Here is an 18,434-nt window from a genome sequence, read left to right on the forward strand (position 1 = left end):
CGCGCCCCGCTCAGCGCTCCAGGAGACCGCGCAGGTGCGCCACCACCCCGGCCGGGTCCTGCTCGGCCATGAAGTGTCCGCTGTTCACCGTGGCGTGCCGCAGGTCGCTGGCCCACGCGCCCCACAGCGCGGCGGCGTCGTACCCCAGGGCCGTGCCCCAGTCCTGCTGGAGCACCGTCACCGGCATCCGAAGCCGTCGCCCGGCGGCCCGGTCGGCCTCGTCGTGCTCGACGTCGATCCCGGCCGAGGCACGGTAGTCGGCCACGATCGAGTCCACCGCCCCGGCACTGGCGTCCAGGTAGGCCCGGCGCACCTCGCCCGGGATCGCGCCCGGCTCGGTGGCCCACGCGTCCAGGAAGTATCCGAAGAACTCCTCCGCGCTGGCGGAGATCATCCGCTCTGGCAGACCCGGAGGCTGGGCCATCAGGTACAGGTGGAAGCCGACCGCGCCGCGCACCCCGCTCAGCGCCTCCCACATGTCCAGGGTCGGCAGCACGTCCAGGCTGGCCAGGTGCGTGACCACGTCGGGGTGGTCCAGGCCGGTGCGCACGGCCACCAGCGCCCCGCGGTCGTGACCGGCCAGCGCGAACCTGTCGTGGCCCAGGGCCCGGGCCAGCTCCACCACGTCCGCGCCCATGGTCCGCTTGGAGTAGACCTCGGGCCCGGTCGCCTCGGGCTTGTCGCTGTCCCCGTATCCGCGCAGGTCAGGGCAGATCACCGTGTGGTCGGCCGCCAGGTCGGCGGCCACGTGCCGCCACATCAGGTGGGTCTGCGGAAACCCGTGCAGCAGCACCAGGGGCGGCCCCGACCCTCTAACAGCCACGTTCAGCGACACCTCGGGCGCCACCCCCACCCGCTCGTACTCGAATCCCTCGATGACCGGAGCCATACGTCCGCCTCTCACTCGTTCCTTCCGGGGTCGAACCCAGCCTGTCGCCCCCCGATGAGCAACCGATGAGCGACCGCACGGGCTGGCGCACGGGTGCGCTCGGCCGTGGGACCACCCCCCGCCGCTCACGGTCGGAGGCCGCCCCCCACTGGACATCAACAGTCACGATCGACACCCCCGGGCCCGGCCGGAGCGCGCCACGGACCCGCGTAGGCGCCGCGCCCCGGACCGCGTCATCGCTGACCAGCCGGTACCTTGACCACGACGCACACGAACAACACGGGGGAGGGGTGCCGGTGCGGGTCGCCTTCGGGGTGCTCGGCCCCGTCACCGCCTGGGACGGGACCGGGGAGGAACTCGCGCTGCGCGGACCGCGCCACCGCGCGGTCCTGGCACGACTGATCCTCGCCCGCCGCCGCGTCGTGCCCGTCGACCTCCTCGTCGACGACCTGTGGGAGGGAGCCCCGCCTCCCGGGGCCACCAGCGCCGTGCGCACCTTCGTCGCCGCGCTCCGCCGCGCACTGGAACCCGACCGGCCACCGCGCACCCCCGCCACCCTGCTCACCACCCGGGGCCCCGGCTACGCCCTCGACGCCGCCCCCGACACCGTCGACGCCTGGATGTTCGAACAACGCCTCCAGCGCGCCGCCGCCCTGCCTCCCGAACAGGCCCTGCCCCGACTCCAGCAGGCCCTGGACCCCTGGCGCGGCCCCGCCTACGCCGACTTCCCCGAAGCCCCCTGGGCCCGCACCGAACGCGCCCGCCTGGCCGAACTGCGCCTGGGAGCCCTCGAACACCTCGCCCGCACCCGACTGGACCTGGGACTGGCCGCCCGGGCCGCCCCCGACCTGGACGCCCACGTGGCCGAACACCCCTGGCGCGAGGACGCCTGGCGACTGCTGGCCCTGGCCCTGTACCGCACCGGCCGCCAAGGGGACGCCCTGGGAGTGCTCCGCCGGGCCCGGTCCCTGCTCGTGGAGCAGTTGGGCGTGGACCCCGGACCCGCACTACGCCGTCTGGAACAGGACATCCTGCGCCAGGCCGCCCATTTGGACCCCGACACCTTCGCGGAGCCTCGTCCGCGCGGGACCACCGGCACCCCTCCGCTCGGCCCGCCCTCCCATGGCCCCGGCTCGTCACGGCCCGCGGACGAGGGGGACGACCTCGGCGACCAGCTGTGGAACCGGGCGGCGGACGCCTACCGGCGCACCGTCACACCAGGAGCGCGGGTCCGGCTCGAGTCCACCGTCAGCCTGCTGCGGGACCTCGCCGTCACCGGCCCCGAGGGGCTGCTCACCGCCCGTGCGCAGCGCCTGGCCGCCGTCACTGCCGCCGAGGAACTCGGCGACCCCCTCCTGACCGCGCGGGTGATCGGCACCTACGACGTCCCCGCCAACTGGACACGGGTGGACGACCCCGAACGCTCCGCCCGGGTGGTCGCCGCCGCCGAACGCACCCTGGCCGCCCTGCCCGACACCGGGCACGAGGGCGCCCGCGCCCGGCTGTCAGCCACCGTCGCCCTGGAGTCGCGCGGCACCCGTGGAGCACGGGGACCCGAGGCGGCCTCCGAGGCGGAACGGCTCGCCAGGGACCTGGGCGACCCCACCCTGCTGGCCTTCGCCCTGAACGCCCGCTACATGCAGACCTTCCACCGGACCGGGCTGGCACCCGAGCGCGACGCCCTGGGCTCCGAGCTCATCGCCCTGGCCACCCGGCACGACCTCGTCACCTTCCGGATCCTGGGCCACCTGATCCGGGTGCAGTCCCTGTCCGCGCTGGCTGACTGGTCGGGCGCCGACCAGCACGACCGGGCCGCGCTGGAGCTGGGGGAGCGCCACGAACGCCCGCTGACCGTGGTCTTCTCCCGCTGGTACCGGGCCCTGCGGGCCGCCGCCGATCCCCGGGTCACGTCAGAGAGCGCTCTCAGCGCCCTGCGCGACGCCTCCGCCGGGCTGCGCGGCGCGGGTATGCCCGGACTCGAACACGGACTGGAGCCCCTGGCGCTGCTGTGCCTGCGTCTGCGGCGTGGACTGCCCGCTCCCACCGGCACCGACGTCGACTACGGCCCCCACGAACCCTGGGCCCGCCCCCACGTGCTGCTCGCCCGACACCGGACCGACGAAGCCGCAAGCGCGCTGTCGAGCCTGCCGGAGCCACCGCGCGACCTGTTGTTGGAGGCCCGCTGGGCGTTGGCCGCCCGTGCCGCCATGGCCCTGGGGGACCGTGCCCTGATGCGGCGGGCCCTGACCGAGCTCACCCCGGCCGTCGCAGAGGAGGCCGGCGCGCAGACCGGGATACTCACCCTGGGTCCGGTGGCCGACCACCTCGACGCCCTTCGGCGGGCTCTGGGCACCTGAGTGGAACCTTTGGGACATTTGAGACTTCTTGTCTCCACCCCCGGGGCTGGACCCCAAAAGTATCAACAGGCGAGTGGAAGGTTGAACTTGAGGGAGAGCCTGGCTGGACGCCCCGGGCGGGGGCCGAAGCCCCCGCCACCCGGCTAGGCGCCCGACAACTCCAGACGCAACACCAACGACACCAGCTCCACCACGACCTCCTTGACGGACTCCCGCTCACGGGCGTCACACAACAACACCGGGACCCCCTCGGCCACGTCCAACGCCACCCGCACGTCCTCCGCGCGATGCGTGCGCTGACCGTCGAAACAGTTCACCGCCACCACGAACGGCACCCCACGCGACTCGAAGAAGTCGATCGCGTCGAAGGAGTCGGCCAACCGCCGCGTGTCAGCCAGCACCACCGCGCCCAACGCCCCCTGCGCCAACTCCTCCCACATGAACGAGAACCGCCGCTGACCCGGTGTCCCGAACAGGTACACCACCGTCGACTCGTCCAACGTGATCCGACCGAAGTCCAACGCCACCGTCGTCGTGGTCTTGCCCTCCACCCCGTCCAGATCGTCCACACCCACGCTCTCGGAGGTCATCACCTCCTCGGTGTGCAACGACTCCACCTCACTCAACGCCGAGACCAGCGTCGTCTTGCCCGCCCCGAAACCACCCGCGACCACGATCTTCAACGTGTCCGGAACGGGACCACCCTGGGCCACAGAGCCCTCCATCAACACCTCACAACTCCCGGATGCGTTCCAGGACGGAACGCAACGTCCGCGCGTCCGGCCGCTCCCTCTCCCAGTCCGAGGTGTGCACCACCACCAGACCCTGATCCAGGAGATCGGCCAACAGGACCCGCAACACCCCCAACGCGAACCCCGAACGCGAAGCCACCTCCGCCACCGACACCGGGCGCGCACACACCGACAGGATCAGCTCCAACTCCGGGTCCACCTCCCGCCGATCCACCGACGGAACCGCCACTACCTGCGAAGTCATCGAGAAATCCGACCGCGAGGGACGCGTACGGCCCCCCGTCAACGAGTACGGGCGAATCAGACTCGACTCCCCCGACCACCCCTCCTCCGCAGGCACCGACCTCACCCCGCACCTCCCCGCCTCCGGGGCAGCGCCGACAGGTACGGACCCACCTGCCGCACCAGACGGTTCACCTCGAAGGCCGCCTGCCCCATGTCACACGAGGCGTCCGCCACCAACGCCAACTGCGCGCCCTGCCCAGCGGGCAGCACGAAGAAGAACACGTTGTCCATCTCCACCACGCACTGGCGCACCTCGGCCGCGCCCACCTGCGCACGCGCACCCCGCGCCAGACTCGCGAACCCCGACGCGATCGCCGCCAGCCGCTCACCCTCCTCGCGCTCCACACCAGCCGAACACGACAGCAGCAACCCGTCCGCCGACAGCAACAGCGCCTGACGCGCCCCCGCCACCCTCTCCACCAGGTCACCCATCAACCAGTCCAGCCTCTGACCCGCGGACGCCCCGTCCACACCGCTCCGCCCCTCAGCCGTGGTCCCAGCCGACACCGACATCACCCTTCCGCACTCTCACCGTGGCGCGACCCCTGCTCGGGCACACCCTCCGCTGCCTCCTCGCCGGTGGACACCGCACGTCCGCGCTCCGTACCGGCCTGGAAGGCACTCATCATGGACCTGATCTCCGACAGCGAACGCTGCCCGCCGGTGACCCGCTCCGGCCCCGGGCCGGGCCCGTCGTCACCGGCCTCCGCCACCCCCGGGGCTGGGGGAGGGGTCGAGCGTCGACGCTGACGCACGGGCAACCCCATGTAGGTGCCCTCCGGCGTGGGGGAGGGGGTCGGCCCGCTCTGCCCCTCCTTCCCGGGAACGACCACGGGCCGGGCACCCTGGGCGACCGAACCCACCTCGTCCGTGCCGCGATCCCCCGGGCGGACCCGACGGGCCAAGGGCGGCGTACCGACGTTGGGGGCCACGGAGACGGCTCCAGCCGTGGGGGAGTGGCCCGGGGCCTCCTCACCCGCGCCGATGCGTCCGCCATGGGGATCGACCCCCTCCCCAACGCCCTGCGGGCCCACCGGCTCGACACGGCGCATCGGTCCGCCCTGGTGGTCGCGCTCCACCAGCACCGGACCGGGAAGACGCACCAGCGCCCTCGTCCCCTGGTACGGGCAGGCCCGCAACTCCACCACGAACCCGTGCCGCGCCGCGATGGTGGCCACCACGAACAACCCCAGCTGCGAGTCCTCCCGCATCCGCGCCAGATCGAACCGCGGCGGCTCGGCCAGCAACGCGTTCGCGGACTCCAGCTGGCCGACGGTCATGCCCAACCCCTCGTCCTCGACCTCCACCAGGCAGTCGCCGCCCTCCAACGCCCGACCGCCCACGGACACCTCCGTCCCCGGAGGCGAGAAGGACGCCGCGTTCTCCAGCAGCTCCGCGACCAGCCGTACCAGATCCGACCCCGCCTCCCCGGACAGCGCCACCCGCGGAAGGGCCAACACCCGCACCCGGGCGTAGTCCTCGATCTCGCCGGCCGCAGCCCGCACCGCCTCGTGCAACCCCACCGACGCGCCACCGGGACGTGAGGGACGGTCACCGCTGAGCAGCATCAGGTTCTCGGCGTTGCGCCGCATCTGCGTGCTGAAGTGGTCGATCCGAAACAGCGACTCCAGCACCTTGGGGTCGGTCTCGCTCCGCTCCAACCGGTCCAGCAGCGACAACTGCCGGTGCACCAGCGACTGCGTACGCCGCGTGATGTTGCGGAACACGTTGCGCACGCCCGCCCGCACCTGCGCCTCCTCCACGGCCGCGACCACCGCTGCCCGCTGGGCGTCGTCGAAGGCCTCTGCCACCTGCCCGAGCTCGTCACGCCGCTCACCCGCCAACCGGGGCGCCTCGACGTCCACGTCCACGCTCTCGCCCGACCGCAGCCGCGCCGTCACCTGCGGGAGCCGGAAGCGGGCGTGGTGCAGAGTGTGCGTTCGCAGGTCCTGGAGACGGCGCCCGAGCCGCTGGGAGCCGGTCACAGCCACCACGACCGAGGCCAGGGCCACCGCGAGCGCGACCACACTCACCAGCAGCACGCTCAGGAGCAGATCCCGGGAGTGCGCGTGGCCCGTCTCCACGATCTCGACCATCCGCGCGTGCTCGACCGCGCGCAGGCGCTCGTCGAGGGCTCCGGTGGCCTCGCTCCAACTGCGGGAGTCGACGGGGACGCGGGTGTCGGGTCCGCCGGGGTTGCCGATGACGATGTCCTGGAGGTTGTACACCGAACGCTTCTGGGCGGAGCCGTTGAGTTCCTTGTAGTCCTGGCTGCGATGGCTGCCGGTGGCGGGCTCCACCTGGGTCCAGGTGTGGCGCTGGGCGCCCGCGGCGGACGCGAACCGTGTGTGGGCCCGGGCCGTGAAGGAGTCGGTGGCCATGGAGTGCGCCAGGACGGCGTCCTGCTGGCTGAGGTACTCGCGGGAGCGCAACAGGGAGGTGAGCGAGCGCAGGTGGGGGGAGAGGGCGACGTCGGTGCGGTCGACCTGGGCGTCCCAGATCTCCAGCCCGGACTCGATCATGCGGTTGTAGGGCTGGGCGGCGACCTCCAGGGCGTCGACTCCGGGATCGAGGGTGTCGACCACCTCGGTGCGGTGGCGTTCCAACAGGTTGAGCTGGCTCTGGAGGGTGAGGACCTCGGCGGGCAGGTCGCCGCGGCCGAACCGGCCCAGGGCCCGGTCGAGGGTGAGAGCGCTCTCGTCGGTGGCGGTTCGGGCGGCCTCGAGCTGGTCGAGTTCGCCGCGCGTGGGCCGGTGGGCCACGCCCATGGTGGCGCGCCGCTCCCGCTGAAGGTGGGTGAGGACGTCCACGACGGGCTCGCCGACCTCGTCGATGAAGGCCGTGGTGGCGCCCAGATCGCGGATGTCCGTGGCCAGGACGGTGCTGAAGACCGCCCACAGGGCCAGCAGGGCGGTGCTGGGGAGGAGCACCAGGCTGACCATGCGGGCACGAAGCGAGGAGCGCTTCTCGTTGGGCATGGGCTCGCTTCCGGGGGGAGGGGCGCGCGTGGCTGGTGGAGGAAGCCGGTGAGGGGGAGGGGTGGAGTTTCCCAGAGCTAACCGCTCCGAGAGGGGATTTGCAAGGTTTCGTGGATGGCCGGGTGCGGATGTGACGGTAAGGACGCAGGACATCTCGTGGGGTGCTTCACGGGGTACTGATTCGTTCCTTATAAATCTACGTCGTAAAGGTGTCGCGCCCTTTCAGGGAAAAGCCAGAGCAACAACACAAAGGAGCGGCTCACGCCGCACCGAACAACCCAAGGCATTCGCCCTGCGTCCCGTTTGGGGGAGGGATGTCCCCCTGTGTGGCGGGACACCGCTCGCGGAACCGGCAGCGGACGGCGACCGGTACCGGCCAATCGTGGATTGGCCCCGAAACCGGCACCCTGCGTCAGTGCTCATCCCAGGCTGGTACCACCGACTGGTCCTGGATCGCGTGCACCGTGACGGGGAGCCCGCCACCGAACGGGCGCGGCATCGCCACCCTGGGCGGTCAGGTCCGCCACCCCCGCACCACCATCGCCCCGGACGATCGCACTCTCCCTGGGCACGGTCCTGGTCGTGTACCTGACGGCCGGCACCGGCATGCTCATGCCGTTCCCGTTCCCACGAGGCCGCCGAGGCCCGACCACCGCCCACCCGAGGGAAGGGGTCGCGCGGGGTGAATTCGGATCGGCGCACGCCTGGTCCATCAGTGGCCCCGGAGCACAGCCGAACGTGGCCCGTCGTGCGAGCCCAGTGTGGTCAGGGGCTCCCTGGGCCGTTCTGGCGGCCAACGTTTGTTGGGGGTGGGGTCGGTGTGGGTAAGGGCCTGGCACGGACCGTGTGGTGAGTGTGTTGGGGGAGCGATGGCTGTTCTGAGTGAGGAAGAGATCCGGGACGGGCTGGGTCGACTGGTGGGCTGGGAGTGGGACACCGAGGAGTCGGTGATCCGTCGATCCGTACGGTTGGTGGGTTTCCTGGAGGCGGTGTCACTGGTGAACGAGGTGGCGCAGGCCGCCGAGCAGGCAGGGCACCACCCGGACATCGACATCCGCTACGACACGGTCTCGTTGGCGTTGAGTACGCACGACGAGGGTGGGGTGACGGAGAAGGACATGGCGTTGGCGGCCCGGGTGGACGAGTTGGTCGAGGGGACCGCACGGGTGGCGGAGTGAGTTCCCGTCCGGTGCGTTGAGCGCGACACCGGGCCCGGGGGCTGCCTCAAGGGGCGGCTGCCCGGGCCGCGGTGTGTCCCGGGGCGGGCCGATGCGTTCGCCGGGTCGCTGAGGGGCCACCTGGGGGCGGGGACGGGCACACATCTGCGAGGGGTGGGGCGGGACACGGCGTCGGGGAGCGCGGCCAGGAGGGTGGGGGCGACGCCGCGACGGTGTCGCCGATCTCCGCGAAGTGGGCGCCACCAGGTACGGGTGGTGCGTTCGGCTGCGTTGGTGGTGGGGGCTCACAGCGCAGGTGGGGTGCGCCCCGGGGGCGTGGGTGTGCCGCTCGGACCACTGGTGCCGCTCAGCGGCGAGGGGGATGTGGTGGCGCGGCCGGTGCGCTCGCTCACCGTGGGTGTTCCCGCGGTGTCGCGGTGGGGGACCCTCCGCCGTCTGGGCCCGACTGGGGCGCGGCGGGGGTCGTGCCAGTGCGGTGGTGGTCAGCGTAGGCGGGCGCGGCGCATCTTTCCGGAGGCGGTGCGGGGGAGTTCGTCGGTGAATTCCACGGTGTGGGGTGCGGCGTGGGGTGCGAAGCGGGCGCGGACCCATTCGCGGAGTTCCTCGGCGAGTTCGGGTGTTGCGGTGTGTCCCGGTGCCAGGACCACGCGGGCGCCGACGAGGTGTCCGGCGAGGTCGTCGGGGATGGCGTAGACGCCGCTCTCCTCGACGGCGGGGTGGGCGTTGAGGACGGCTTCGACCTCGGTGGGGCCGATGCGGTAGCTGCGGGTGATGATGGCGCCGTTGTCGCGGGTGGAGAAGTGGAGGTTGCCCTGGCGGTCCATGATGCCGGTGTCGCCGGTGAGGTGGTAGGTGCGTTCGGGTGAGAAGCGGATGTCGATGGTGTTCTCGTAGCCGAGGTAGCTGTCGAACCAGTCGAGGGGGCTCTGGGCGTGGTCGATGGCGATGCGGCCGTAGGCGCCCAGGGGTGCGGGTTCGTCGGTGATGGCTTCGAGGACCTGGATGTTCCAGCCGGGCAGGGCTGGGCCGATGGCTCCTGGGGGTGTGGTGGTGGCGGGGTCGGGGAGGTCGCCGTTGGGGAGTCCGGCGCACCAGCCGAGTTCGGTCTGGCCGTAGTGGTCGCGGACGGGGACGCCGAAGAGGTCGGTGGCCCAGTCGATGACGTCGGGGGAGAGGGGTTCTCCGGCGCTGGCCATGCGTTGGACGACGATCTCGGGCGGGAGGGTCTTGGTGGCGGCGCGCAGGGTGCGGTAGGTGGTGGGGTCGGAGGCGAAGTTGGTGACCTGGTAGAGGCCCAGGACGTCGAGGGTGAGTTCGGGGTCGAAGAATCCGGCGCGTAGGGCGAGGGAGTTGTGTCCGGCGAGGAGTGGGGAGATGAGGCCGTGGTAGAGGCCGTAGGCGGAGCCGGGGTCGGCGGTGTTCCAGTAGACGTCGTCTTCGTCCACGCCGAGGCCGAAGTGGTGGTAGGCGTGCATGGCGGACAGGGCGCGGGCGGGGACGCGGACGCCTCGGGGTGGGCCGATGAGGTTGGAGACGTAGACGGTGGCGATGTCGCCGTTTCCGGTGGTGGTGTGGGGGGTGGTGTGTGGGGGGTGTTGGCTGAGGGTGGTGAGGGTGTGGTCGCCGTCGCGGAGGGGGTGGGTGCCGGTGGTGGCGATGTTCCAGGTGGGGTGGGCGGGTGTGTGGGGGGTGGGGTCGAGTTTGGTGCGGTATTCGTCGGCGCAGATGACGAGGCGGGTGTTGGAGTCGGTGAGGCGTTGGGTGATGGCGGAGGGGGCGAAGGAGGACAGGAGGGGGACGAGGACGGCGCCGAGGCGCCAGGTGGCGAGGGCGGTGACGGTGAGGTCGATGCCCTTGGGGAGGAGGGTGGCGATGCGGTCGCCGGGTTGGATGCCGCGGTGGGCGAGGCCGGTGGCGAGGGTTTGTGAGCGTTCGCGGAGTTGGCCGTAGGTGAGGGTGGTGGGTTCGAGGGTGGGGCCGATTTCGGTGGTGGCGATGGTGTCGGGGTCGTGGCGGTCGCAGAGGAGGTGGGCCACCGACGTGGTGGGGGTGTCGTAGGTGGCGATCCAGTCGCGCAGGAGTTGCGCTGGGTCGGACATCGGTGGTGTTCCTCGTTTTCGGTGGGTGTGGTGTTGCTTGGTGGGTTACCACAACACTATGCGCACCTGGTGTGGTGTTGTGGGTCTGGTCTCATCGGGGGTGGGTGAGGCGCGGGTGGTTTGGTGTTTTTGCGGGTTTTTGGGGTTGGTGTGCTTCTTCCCTTGGGGTGGGTGGGGGCGACAGGATGTGTCGCATGGACAGTGCGCGTGTGGTGGATCGGTTCGGGCTCGACGCGGGTGTGAGGGAGTGGCTGGAGGCCTGCGAGGGGTTGCCGGAGCCGGAGGTGGGGTTGAGGGTGCCCTCGAGGGCAGAGGCCGCCGAGGTGTTGGACATGTTCGTCCTGGCCGAGGACGACCGTGCGGAGCTGGAGGCGTTGTGGCCGGGGACTCCGGGCGTGGACGGCGGGTGGCCTGAGGAGCTGTGGCACCTGGTGGGGTGCATGTACCGGCGGTTGTGGGCGGACGCGGATCTGCCGGTGGGGGTGTGGCGTCCCTGGCCGACGCTGGTGGAGGCCGAGGACGCTCGGGTGCGGGTGGCGTCGTTGTGGGCGTTCGTGGCGATGGTGCCCGAGCAGCTTCGGCGGCACGCGTTGCGCGGCATCGACCGGTCGGTGACGGTGGCGTCCCTGGCCGATGTGGGTGTACAGGTGCGGCGGTCGCGGTGGTTGTTCGGTCGGTTGAGTGTGGAGACGGCGGCCTGGGTGGCGGCGCAGTTCCGTGGCCGGTTGTTCTGGGTGGGGGGTCTTCAGCTGGAGCCGGCGCTGTTGGGGGATCAGGGGCCGGTGCGCTGGTATTCGGAGGAGGAGGCCGCGGCGATGGGTGCGGGGTTGGCTCCGGGTGATCCGGTGCTGCGGTTGCACATCCCTTCGGGTGGGTTGGATCCGGACGCGGTGAGTGAGGCGTTGGCGTTGGCGGGCCCCTTCGCGCGGGAGCAGTTGGGGGTGGATGCTCGGGTGGCCACGTGCACGTCGTGGCTGTTGGATCCGTGGTGGGAGCGGGCGTTGGGGGAGGGGTCCAACATCGTGCGGTTCCAGCGCAGGTTCACGCTGGTGGACGAGGGGGCGCCCGGGGAGGGTGACGTGTTCCGGTTCGTGTTCGGGATGCCCCGGGTGGAGGTGGAGCGTGCGCCGCGTCGGACCCGGTTGGAGCGTGCGGCGTTGGAGCGGTTGGAGTCGGGTGCGGGGTTGAGGGTGTGTACGGGGTGGTTGCGGCTGCCGTGAGCCGCGGCGGGTGCGGGGGTCCACCTTGGGGTGGGCCCCCTTTCGTGTGTGGGGGCGAGTGGCGGACCGTTCCTGGCCTGGACCGTGTCTACGGTGGTCGGATGTCAGCGTCGACCCTGAGGAGTCCTGCCGTGTCCCCTGTCCCCGACGCCCCTGCGACGGGTTCGCCCGACTGGTCGGAGGCCATCGCCCGCCGGTGTGAGCGCCATTTTCTGAGCCGTCCGGGGACGGGTGTGGCCCAGGTGGTGGGGGCGATGTGTGGGGCGCACGCGCAGATCGCGGGCGCGGCTGAGGTGTCGGTGGGGTTGCGGTTGGGCGGGGCCAGCCGGGAGCGCGTGCGGGAGGCGTTGTGGGAGCGGCGTGAGGTGGTGCGTACCTACGGGCCGCGCGGGACCGTGCACCTGTTGCCCTCGCGTGATCTGGGGTTGTGGTGTGCGGCGCTGGGCGCGGTGGAGCGGGCTCGCGGTGGTGGGGGTGTGCCGCTCGAACCGGGGCAGGTGGAGGAGTTGGTGGCGGCGGTGGGGGAGGTCCTGGAAGAGGACGAGTTGACCGTCGACGAGCTCACCCTGGCCTTGGAGGCGCGGGTGGGTGCCTGGGCGGGTGAGCGGGTGATGCCCGCGTTCGGTGGGTGGTGGCCCCGGTGGCGGTGGGCCACTCAGGAGCTGGCCACTCGCGGGGTGCTGTGCTTCGGTCGGCCCCGAGGTCGGGCGGTGACGTTCACGGGGGTGCGTCGTTGGGTGCCGGACTTCGTGTTGGCCTCGGAGCGGGAGGGGCTGGCGCACCTGGTCACCGGGTATCTGCGTGCCTACGGTCCGGCTGGTTCGGCGCACCTGGCCAGGTGGGCGGCGGCCCCGTGCGGGTGGACGGATCGGCTGTTGGAGTCCCTGGCGGGGGTGGTCGAGCCGGTCTCGGTGGGTGGGGAGCGGTTCTGGCGGGTGGCCGGTGACGTCGAACCGGCCGTGGAGCCGGTGCCCGAGGTGATGCTGTTGCCCTACTTCGATCCGTACACGGTGGGGTCGCACCCTCGTGAGGTGGTCTTTCCCGGCCGGGCACACGAGCGGGCGCTGGCGCGAGGTCAGGCGGGCAACTATCCGGTGTTGTTCCTGGAGGGGCGGGCTGCGGGGGTGTGGCACCAGAGGCGTTCGGGGAACCGGTTGGAGGTGCGGGTGGAGCCGGTGGTGGGGCTGTCGGCGGCTCAGCGTGAGGGTGTGGCCGCGCGGGTGGAGGAGTTGGGGCGTGTCCAGCAGGCGCGGGCGCGGTTGGTCTTCGGTGCCGTCACGGTGGGCCCGCACGCCTGACCTGGGTGGGGTGAAAACGGGCAGGTGATGGCGTTGTGGACGGCGTGGACGACCCGAACCTGCCGGGGCGCGGGTGGTGGCCATGCCTTCCGAGGGGGAGGGGGTGGTGTCGTCGCGGGGTTTGGCGTGGTTGCTCGGCCTTGGGCGGGGGAGTTCGATCCCGGTGACGGGGCGCCCTGGTTGCTCAGGGGAAGGGTGCGCAGCGGCAGCGCGATGTGGGGGTGCCGAGGGCGTGGTTGGTGAGGAAGTCGACGGCGGGTGGGAGGGCCTGATGCGGAGTCGGGTGCGAAGGCGTCGTCGTGGCTTCGTGCCCGTTGGTGTTCCACACGTGCTGGCCCATGTGCCCAGGGAGCCTCGGGGGCGCTGGGCGAGGCCAGGGGTTTGCGGGAGTGCGGGGGCGGCTTCAGTCGGGGTGGGTGTCCCAGGCGGCGCGGGCCCGTTCGAGGTCGATGTCGCGGCCCAAGGCGGGCAGGGCCCGGTAGGTGCTCAGGAGTGCGGCGGTGATCAGCAGCGCCCACAGGGCCAGGGCGCCGCACCACGCGGGCAGCGGAGACAGCAGCGGGGCGGTGCAGGCCAGGAAGGTCAGGGCCGTAGGGGAGACCCAGTCGCGGCCGGTGGGGAAGCCCTGGCTCGCTCGGGTGGTGGAGACCATGACGGGGATCATGGCGATGGTGCCGATGACGAGGCCAGGGACGGCGGCCAGGGGTGCGATCAGGGCGAGTGCCCACCAGGGCAGCCAGGGGCTCAGGGCCCACAGGGTGGTGGTCGTGGCGGCCAGGGCGACGGCGAGGCCCGACACGACCAGGGGGAGTGGCAGCCCCCGGGGGTGTGGGTTGGGCTGACCGGGACCGCTGGGTTCGGACGCGTCGTGGGTCAGTGACTGGGCCGCGGTCAGGGTGCGGCGCAGTGACAGTGCGGACAGGTACTGGTTCCTGTGGGGGTGGTCGCCGTGGGTGTTCGAGCTGTCGTCCATGACCTGCCGTTGCTCGTGGTGAGGGTGTGACGTTCGGGGTGCGAGGCCGCGCGGTCGTTGGCGGTGGAGACCGCGGGGCGTGTGTTCGAGTGTAGGAGCGTCGGCCGGTCCTGCTGGGCGCCCGGAGGTGAGGTGAGGGAACGGAGCGCGAACTCGGCGAGGGGGTTGGGCATCGGACCCAGGGACCCCACTCGTGAGGAGCACCGACGTTGAGTACCGACCCCGATCCCGATCCCGCGGCGGAGAACCCGAGGGACCACCTGGCTGTGGGCCCCAACCCGCAGGAGCGTGCTGGGTGGGCCGCTGCGGGGGAGGAGGCACCGGTTCGCGAGACCGCACCGTCGGGGACGGGGGCGGTGTGGATTCTGGTGCTGGCGCCGCTGTGGTCGTTGCTCATCCCGGTCGCGGTGGTGCTGGGCCTGCTCGGCCTGACCCATGAGGACGGTGTGAGCGCGCTGGTCGGGTTGGTCGGCATCTCGGTGACCGTGGGGTCCCTGTACGGGTTTCGTGCGTGGATGCGGCGCCAGGGGGCGGCACGCTCGTGGGAGCTGCCATTGGTGGTGCTGACGGCCGTGGTGGTCGGTGTGCTCGTGGGGTTACTGCGGCTGGAGTGGGGGGTGGCGGAGCAGATCAACCCGGTGGCGCCAGTGTTCTGGTGTCTTGTTCTGGCGTACTCGGGCGCGGCCGTGGTGTGGACGATGCGACCCGGAGTGATGCGGGTGGTGGTCGCGGTCGGTGTGGTGCTGGCTTTGTGTGCCGTGGTGACGGGGGTGGCCTGGTGGCAGAAGCGCGTGGAGGACGTGCGCGACAACCAGGAACTGGGGCGGGCGGTGGCCGCTGTGGAGTCTCCGATCGCGGCGTTGGAGGCTCCGGGGTGGGAGCCGGTGGCGGTCCATGTGCGGGACGAGCAGGCTCCGGTGAAGATCATCTACGAGCCTTCTCGCGAGGTGGTGTGGGAGAGGGGGTTCCAGTTGGAGGTGAGCACGGTCGTGGAGGAGGCGGGGGAGTCGGGGCTTCCCTACTGGGTCAAGTGTTCGGAGGGCGATGAGCAGTACGGGTGCGAGCGGCACGGATCGGTGACGGTGTTCGACGGCTCCGATGCCCCCATCCCCTCGATGAACGCGTTGGTGGAGGTCGAGGACGGTGTCCTGGCGTACCTGACGGCGCGTGTACCCCAGTCGAAGGACGGGGCTCCGGAGATGGAGATGCCCGACCTGGACATGGTGGAGCTGGCTGATCAGGTGCGGGGTCTGGAAGGCGAGGACGCGCAGGAGGTGGTGAGGGAGGTGCTGTGAGCGGTGCTGGGCGGGTGGGGATGTCCCTGCGGGCCTGCGGGCCTGCGGGTGAAGGTCCGCATCGTCAGGCGGTCGGTGGGGAGGCCTGCGGGTCTTGGTGGGTGTGGCTTGGGCGATGCCCCGCAGGCGTCCGGGCCGGACCGGAGTTCGGGCGGCTCGAACGGGGGACTGCGGTGGTGGTCGGGGTTCGGGTCTCGACCCCTTCTAATGCGTGAGGTTGGCCGAGCGTGGTGCTCGACAGGAGACCGGAACAGCAGAAGGGGGGCCACGGCGGACAGGTGCCGGATGCGTTGTGGTGCGAGGTGCGCGAGGCGGGCGGGTGCGTTGAGTGGTCATGTGGGCACGCTTCGTGTGGGGCGTTTCCTCGAGGGCTGCGCGAGAGTGAGTGGCCAAGCGGGGCCGGGGCGTGGATCGGGTCCGTTGGGGGCGTGGACGGGCAAGGCGTGGGCGGTTCGGCGGATTTTCCCGTTTCTTGGGCGCCCAGGGCGTGTTGGTGGTTGCGGGGAGCACTCAGCAAGCTCTACTTGACATAATGTGCATTATCGGCGATACGGAAATGCCTGCGGGGAAGGGGTTCTCGTGCCGTGGGCGGCCACTGGGGCTCTTGGAGCGCACCACCGGCCCCTGGTGGGCGCCGCGGCGTGGAGATCCCGAGGGCTCCGGGGGCCCAAAAGCCCGAACGCTGAGCGGGCGTGTGTGTGGCGCTGGGCGGGTCGGGTTGTCCACAGGCAGCCGGATGGTCGCTGGCGGCCCTGGGTGCTTTCGGGTTAGCGTCGATTCGGGGGCGCTGTGGGCGCTCACTGGCGGAGCCTGATGCCCCCGAATTCGAGCTTGCGTCACACAGGCCCGCACAGACAACTCCCAGGGTCGCTGCCTGTGGACAACCGCGCCGTGCGTGCTCGCCGCACCAGGCCGCCCCCTGGCGGGTCGCTGTTGGATTCGCTCCAGCGTCCGTGTTCCCCGGCTCCAAGGGTCGGATTGGCAGGCCCTCAGGCGATGTTTGCTGGGGCCACTCGCCTGCCTGTGCACTCGGCCTGATCTGGGGTTTCTCCGCGCGTGGGAGTCAGGCCCGGGATCTGACGCGCGGGCCTCGTTCCGCTCGCATGCTGGTTGAACTGTGTTTTCTCACCCATGGGCGCGGGGCGATCCAGAGCCCCTTCTGCCTGTGGACCCCTTCATGTTTCATGCATAAACGGTGTTATGCATCCTTTTGGGGTTGTTTGACGACACATGACCGAGATGGCTTGCTTTGAGCCTCGTGTCGGCTTTCGTTGGCACGCCTCCGCTCCTCGACTTCCCGTGCCTGTGTGCCCGCGTATCGAACACCTGTTCCCTTTCTGCGACTCATGAGAGGGCTTGTACACCTGTACGAACCGGGCTACCACTCCCCTGGGTCAGCCGAGAGACACCGTTCGGCACGGTTCACATGGGGACCCGAGAGCCGCCCACTCCCCTGGCGTCGCAACCCCGTAGGTCCCTGGTGGAGGCCTGGGCGGCCTGCCCACGGGCACCCCGCCAGCGAAGGCCACCGAGTCCCACCGCCCAGAGCGGGACGGTGAGGTCGAACGCGGCGACCAGAGTGAAGGAGAAGCCAGGAGCCCCCTGCCCCCGCCCCGGTCGCATAATCGCAGTTCAGAAGGGGGTAACTGTCGCCCCACTCCCCCGCTGTCGTTCTCACATCCCTGCGGCGGCATCGGGTCGAACTGCTTGGACGTACGTACACACCAGGTGAAATGGCCGTCCTCCCCCACCCCCGAGTCCCTGAGTCCCCGTCCATGGATCGGCGCCGCCGGCCCCAAAGCGGCGTGGCACAGCGGCACGGCCCGCCCCGGTCGTGTCCCCCTGCCGCTCCCCCGTCCACCGGCCCAAGCAGGGCGTCGTCGATCTCGCGTGCGTGCGGCCTGTGCATGTCATGGAGGCCCGCCACTGCGGCGGTGCCGAACAGCTTGCTCGCGGTGGGCGTGGAAGCCCCGGTCCTGGCTGGCGGTGGTGTGCTCGCCTCGGTGGCCAGGGTGTCGAGGTGAGTGGGGTCGGTGGTGTTGGTGCGGCGGGTTCGGGGTGGGTCTGGGGGCGCGGACAGGGCCGGGATCGGGAATGCTGGGGGCATGAGTGGTGATGCGGTGTCGGTGGAGCGGGCGATCGAGCGGTATCTGGTGGCGCGGCGGGCCGCCAAGCCCTCGCCGCACACGGTGGCGGCCTATCGGCGTGACCTGGTGGGGGTCCTGGGGTGTGTGGGGCGGGCGTTGGGGCGTGAGGCGTCCGGGGTGGGGTTGGCCGAGTTGGACGCGGGGGTGTTGCGGGAGGCGTTCGCTGATTTCGCCGAGGAGCGGGCGGCCTCGAGTGTGTTGCGGGCGTGGTCGACGTGGAACGGGTTCTTCGCCTTCTGGGTGTCGGAGCGCGTGGTGGCGGGCAATCCGATGTCGGCGGTGCCGCGGCCCCGGGTGAAGCCCTCGGGGCCCAAGCCGTTGATGGGTGAGGACACCCCGGAGCGGTTGTTGGAGGCCTTGGCGCGGGGTGCGCGGCGTGCGCGTGATCCGTGGCCGGAGCGGGATCTGGCGGTGTTGGCGTTGGCGTTGCTGACGGGGATGCGTTCGGCGGAGATGTTGTCGTTGCGGGTGGAGTCGTTGGGTGGGCGGCCCGGTGAGCGGCGGATTCGGGTGGTGGGCAAGGGGGGTGGTGAGCGTGTGCTGCCCATCGAGGTGCCGTTGGAGGCGTTGTTGGAGGCCTATCTGGAGTCGCGTCGGGTGCGGTTCGACGCTCCGGTGCGGGGGGCTGATCCGTTGTTGGTGGACAACCGGGGTGAGGGGTTGCGTCGGGGTGGGTTGCAGTATCTGGTGAAGCAGTGTTACCGGCATGCGGGGGTGAACGATCGGGTGGCTCGGGGGACGTTGGTGCACGCGTTGCGGCACACGTTCGCGACCCGGTTGGCGGAGGACGGTGCCTCGGTCACCGAGATCATGCATTTGTTGGGGCATTCGTCGGTGACTTCGTCGCAGGCCTACATCGAGGTGACGGCGCGGGCGCAGCGTGAGGCCGCGGGGTCGAACCGGACGTATGGGGTGTTGCGTCGGCTGGCTCGGGAGGAGGTGGGCGATGCGGGGTGAGGGGGT

13 protein-coding genes are annotated in these 18,434 nt (G+C 71.2%); 6 read left to right on the forward strand and 7 right to left on the reverse strand.

The genetic code is table 11. The features are described from left to right. Window positions 1–10: 10 nt before the first annotated feature. Complete coding sequence (locus tag KBX21_RS00890) at window positions 11–889, reverse strand: alpha/beta fold hydrolase (protein ID WP_210840683.1); 879 nt, start codon at window positions 887–889, stop codon at window positions 11–13. Between the two features lie 296 nt (window positions 890–1,185). Here KBX21_RS00890 and KBX21_RS00895 point away from each other — a divergent pair, with 296 nt between their 5' ends. Further along, the gene (locus tag KBX21_RS00895) at window positions 1,186–3,246 is read left to right on the forward strand and encodes a BTAD domain-containing putative transcriptional regulator (RefSeq protein WP_210840684.1); all 2,061 of its coding nucleotides are present in this window, start codon (window positions 1,186–1,188) and stop codon (window positions 3,244–3,246) included. A 143-nt stretch (window positions 3,247–3,389) separates the two neighbouring features. On the opposite strand, the gene KBX21_RS00900 is transcribed toward KBX21_RS00895, so the two are convergent. Genes KBX21_RS00900 through KBX21_RS00915 form a run of 4 tightly spaced genes read right to left on the reverse strand, consistent with a single transcriptional unit; the run spans window position 3,390 to window position 7,261 of the window. Then, complete coding sequence (locus KBX21_RS00900) at window positions 3,390–3,971, reverse strand: ATP/GTP-binding protein (protein ID WP_026129038.1); 582 nt, start codon at window positions 3,969–3,971, stop codon at window positions 3,390–3,392. 7 nt (window positions 3,972–3,978) lie between these two features. Beyond that, window positions 3,979–4,347, reverse strand: coding sequence for a DUF742 domain-containing protein (locus KBX21_RS00905; RefSeq protein ID WP_017543389.1), 369 nt, complete (start codon window positions 4,345–4,347; stop codon window positions 3,979–3,981). Beyond that, the gene (locus KBX21_RS00910) at window positions 4,344–4,796 is read right to left on the reverse strand and encodes a roadblock/LC7 domain-containing protein (protein ID WP_049571812.1); all 453 of its coding nucleotides are present in this window, start codon (window positions 4,794–4,796) and stop codon (window positions 4,344–4,346) included. Before KBX21_RS00910 ends, KBX21_RS00905 begins: the two co-directional genes overlap by 4 nt. Further along, complete coding sequence (locus tag KBX21_RS00915) at window positions 4,796–7,261, reverse strand: nitrate- and nitrite sensing domain-containing protein (protein WP_210840685.1); 2,466 nt, start codon at window positions 7,259–7,261, stop codon at window positions 4,796–4,798. The genes KBX21_RS00910 and KBX21_RS00915 overlap by 1 nt, the downstream gene beginning before the upstream one ends. Before the next feature lie 869 nt (window positions 7,262–8,130). Between KBX21_RS00915 and KBX21_RS00920 the strand changes: the two genes are divergently transcribed. Continuing rightward, window positions 8,131–8,439: a 4a-hydroxytetrahydrobiopterin dehydratase gene (locus KBX21_RS00920; RefSeq protein ID WP_049579978.1), complete on the forward strand. Its 309-nt coding sequence runs from the start codon at window positions 8,131–8,133 to the stop codon at window positions 8,437–8,439. 482 nt (window positions 8,440–8,921) lie between these two features. Here KBX21_RS00920 and KBX21_RS00925 read toward each other — a convergent pair whose 3' ends face one another. Then, complete coding sequence (locus KBX21_RS00925; RefSeq protein WP_210840686.1) at window positions 8,922–10,538, reverse strand: AMP-binding protein; 1,617 nt, start codon at window positions 10,536–10,538, stop codon at window positions 8,922–8,924. A gap of 194 nt (window positions 10,539–10,732) precedes the next feature. On the opposite strand from KBX21_RS00925, the gene KBX21_RS00930 reads away from it, so the two are divergent. Then, window positions 10,733–11,758, forward strand: a complete 1,026-nt coding sequence (locus KBX21_RS00930; RefSeq protein WP_210840687.1) for an acyltransferase domain-containing protein — start codon at window positions 10,733–10,735, stop codon at window positions 11,756–11,758. 131 nt (window positions 11,759–11,889) lie between these two features. Next, complete coding sequence (locus KBX21_RS00935; protein ID WP_307869121.1) at window positions 11,890–13,056, forward strand: winged helix DNA-binding domain-containing protein; 1,167 nt, start codon at window positions 11,890–11,892, stop codon at window positions 13,054–13,056. Between the two features lie 403 nt (window positions 13,057–13,459). Here KBX21_RS00935 and KBX21_RS00940 read toward each other — a convergent pair whose 3' ends face one another. Next, the gene (locus KBX21_RS00940; RefSeq protein WP_049579842.1) at window positions 13,460–14,029 is read right to left on the reverse strand and encodes a hypothetical protein; all 570 of its coding nucleotides are present in this window, start codon (window positions 14,027–14,029) and stop codon (window positions 13,460–13,462) included. Window positions 14,030–14,238: 209 nt separating this feature from the next. Here KBX21_RS00940 and KBX21_RS00945 point away from each other — a divergent pair, with 209 nt between their 5' ends. After that, window positions 14,239–15,324: a hypothetical protein gene (locus KBX21_RS00945; RefSeq protein ID WP_210840689.1), complete on the forward strand. Its 1,086-nt coding sequence runs from the start codon at window positions 14,239–14,241 to the stop codon at window positions 15,322–15,324. A 2,105-nt stretch (window positions 15,325–17,429) separates the two neighbouring features. Continuing rightward, window positions 17,430–18,428, forward strand: a complete 999-nt coding sequence (locus KBX21_RS00950; protein ID WP_210840690.1) for a tyrosine-type recombinase/integrase — start codon at window positions 17,430–17,432, stop codon at window positions 18,426–18,428. The last annotated feature ends 6 nt before the right edge of the window (window positions 18,429–18,434 follow it).

This window comes from Nocardiopsis sp. B62, from assembly GCF_018070675.1.
GTDB lineage: Bacteria > Actinomycetota > Actinomycetes > Streptosporangiales > Streptosporangiaceae > Nocardiopsis > Nocardiopsis prasina.

Excerpts from the sequence above, each read along its gene's own strand:
- KBX21_RS00920 (WP_049579978.1), top strand. The coding sequence starts at position 8,131 with ATGGCTGTTCTGAGTGAGGAAGAGATCCGGGACGGGCTGGGTCGACTG.
- KBX21_RS00930 (WP_210840687.1), top strand. The coding sequence starts at position 10,733 with ATGGACAGTGCGCGTGTGGTGGATCGGTTCGGGCTCGACGCGGGTGTG.
- KBX21_RS00950 (WP_210840690.1), top strand. The coding sequence starts at position 17,430 with ATGAGTGGTGATGCGGTGTCGGTGGAGCGGGCGATCGAGCGGTATCTG.
- KBX21_RS00910 (WP_049571812.1), bottom strand. The coding sequence starts at position 4,796 with ATGTCGGTGTCGGCTGGGACCACGGCTGAGGGGCGGAGCGGTGTGGAC.
- KBX21_RS00890 (WP_210840683.1), bottom strand. The coding sequence starts at position 889 with ATGGCTCCGGTCATCGAGGGATTCGAGTACGAGCGGGTGGGGGTGGCG.
- KBX21_RS00915 (WP_210840685.1), bottom strand. The coding sequence starts at position 7,261 with ATGCCCAACGAGAAGCGCTCCTCGCTTCGTGCCCGCATGGTCAGCCTG.
- KBX21_RS00925 (WP_210840686.1), bottom strand. The coding sequence starts at position 10,538 with ATGTCCGACCCAGCGCAACTCCTGCGCGACTGGATCGCCACCTACGAC.
- KBX21_RS00940 (WP_049579842.1), bottom strand. The coding sequence starts at position 14,029 with ATGGACGACAGCTCGAACACCCACGGCGACCACCCCCACAGGAACCAG.
- KBX21_RS00900 (WP_026129038.1), bottom strand. The coding sequence starts at position 3,971 with ATGGAGGGCTCTGTGGCCCAGGGTGGTCCCGTTCCGGACACGTTGAAG.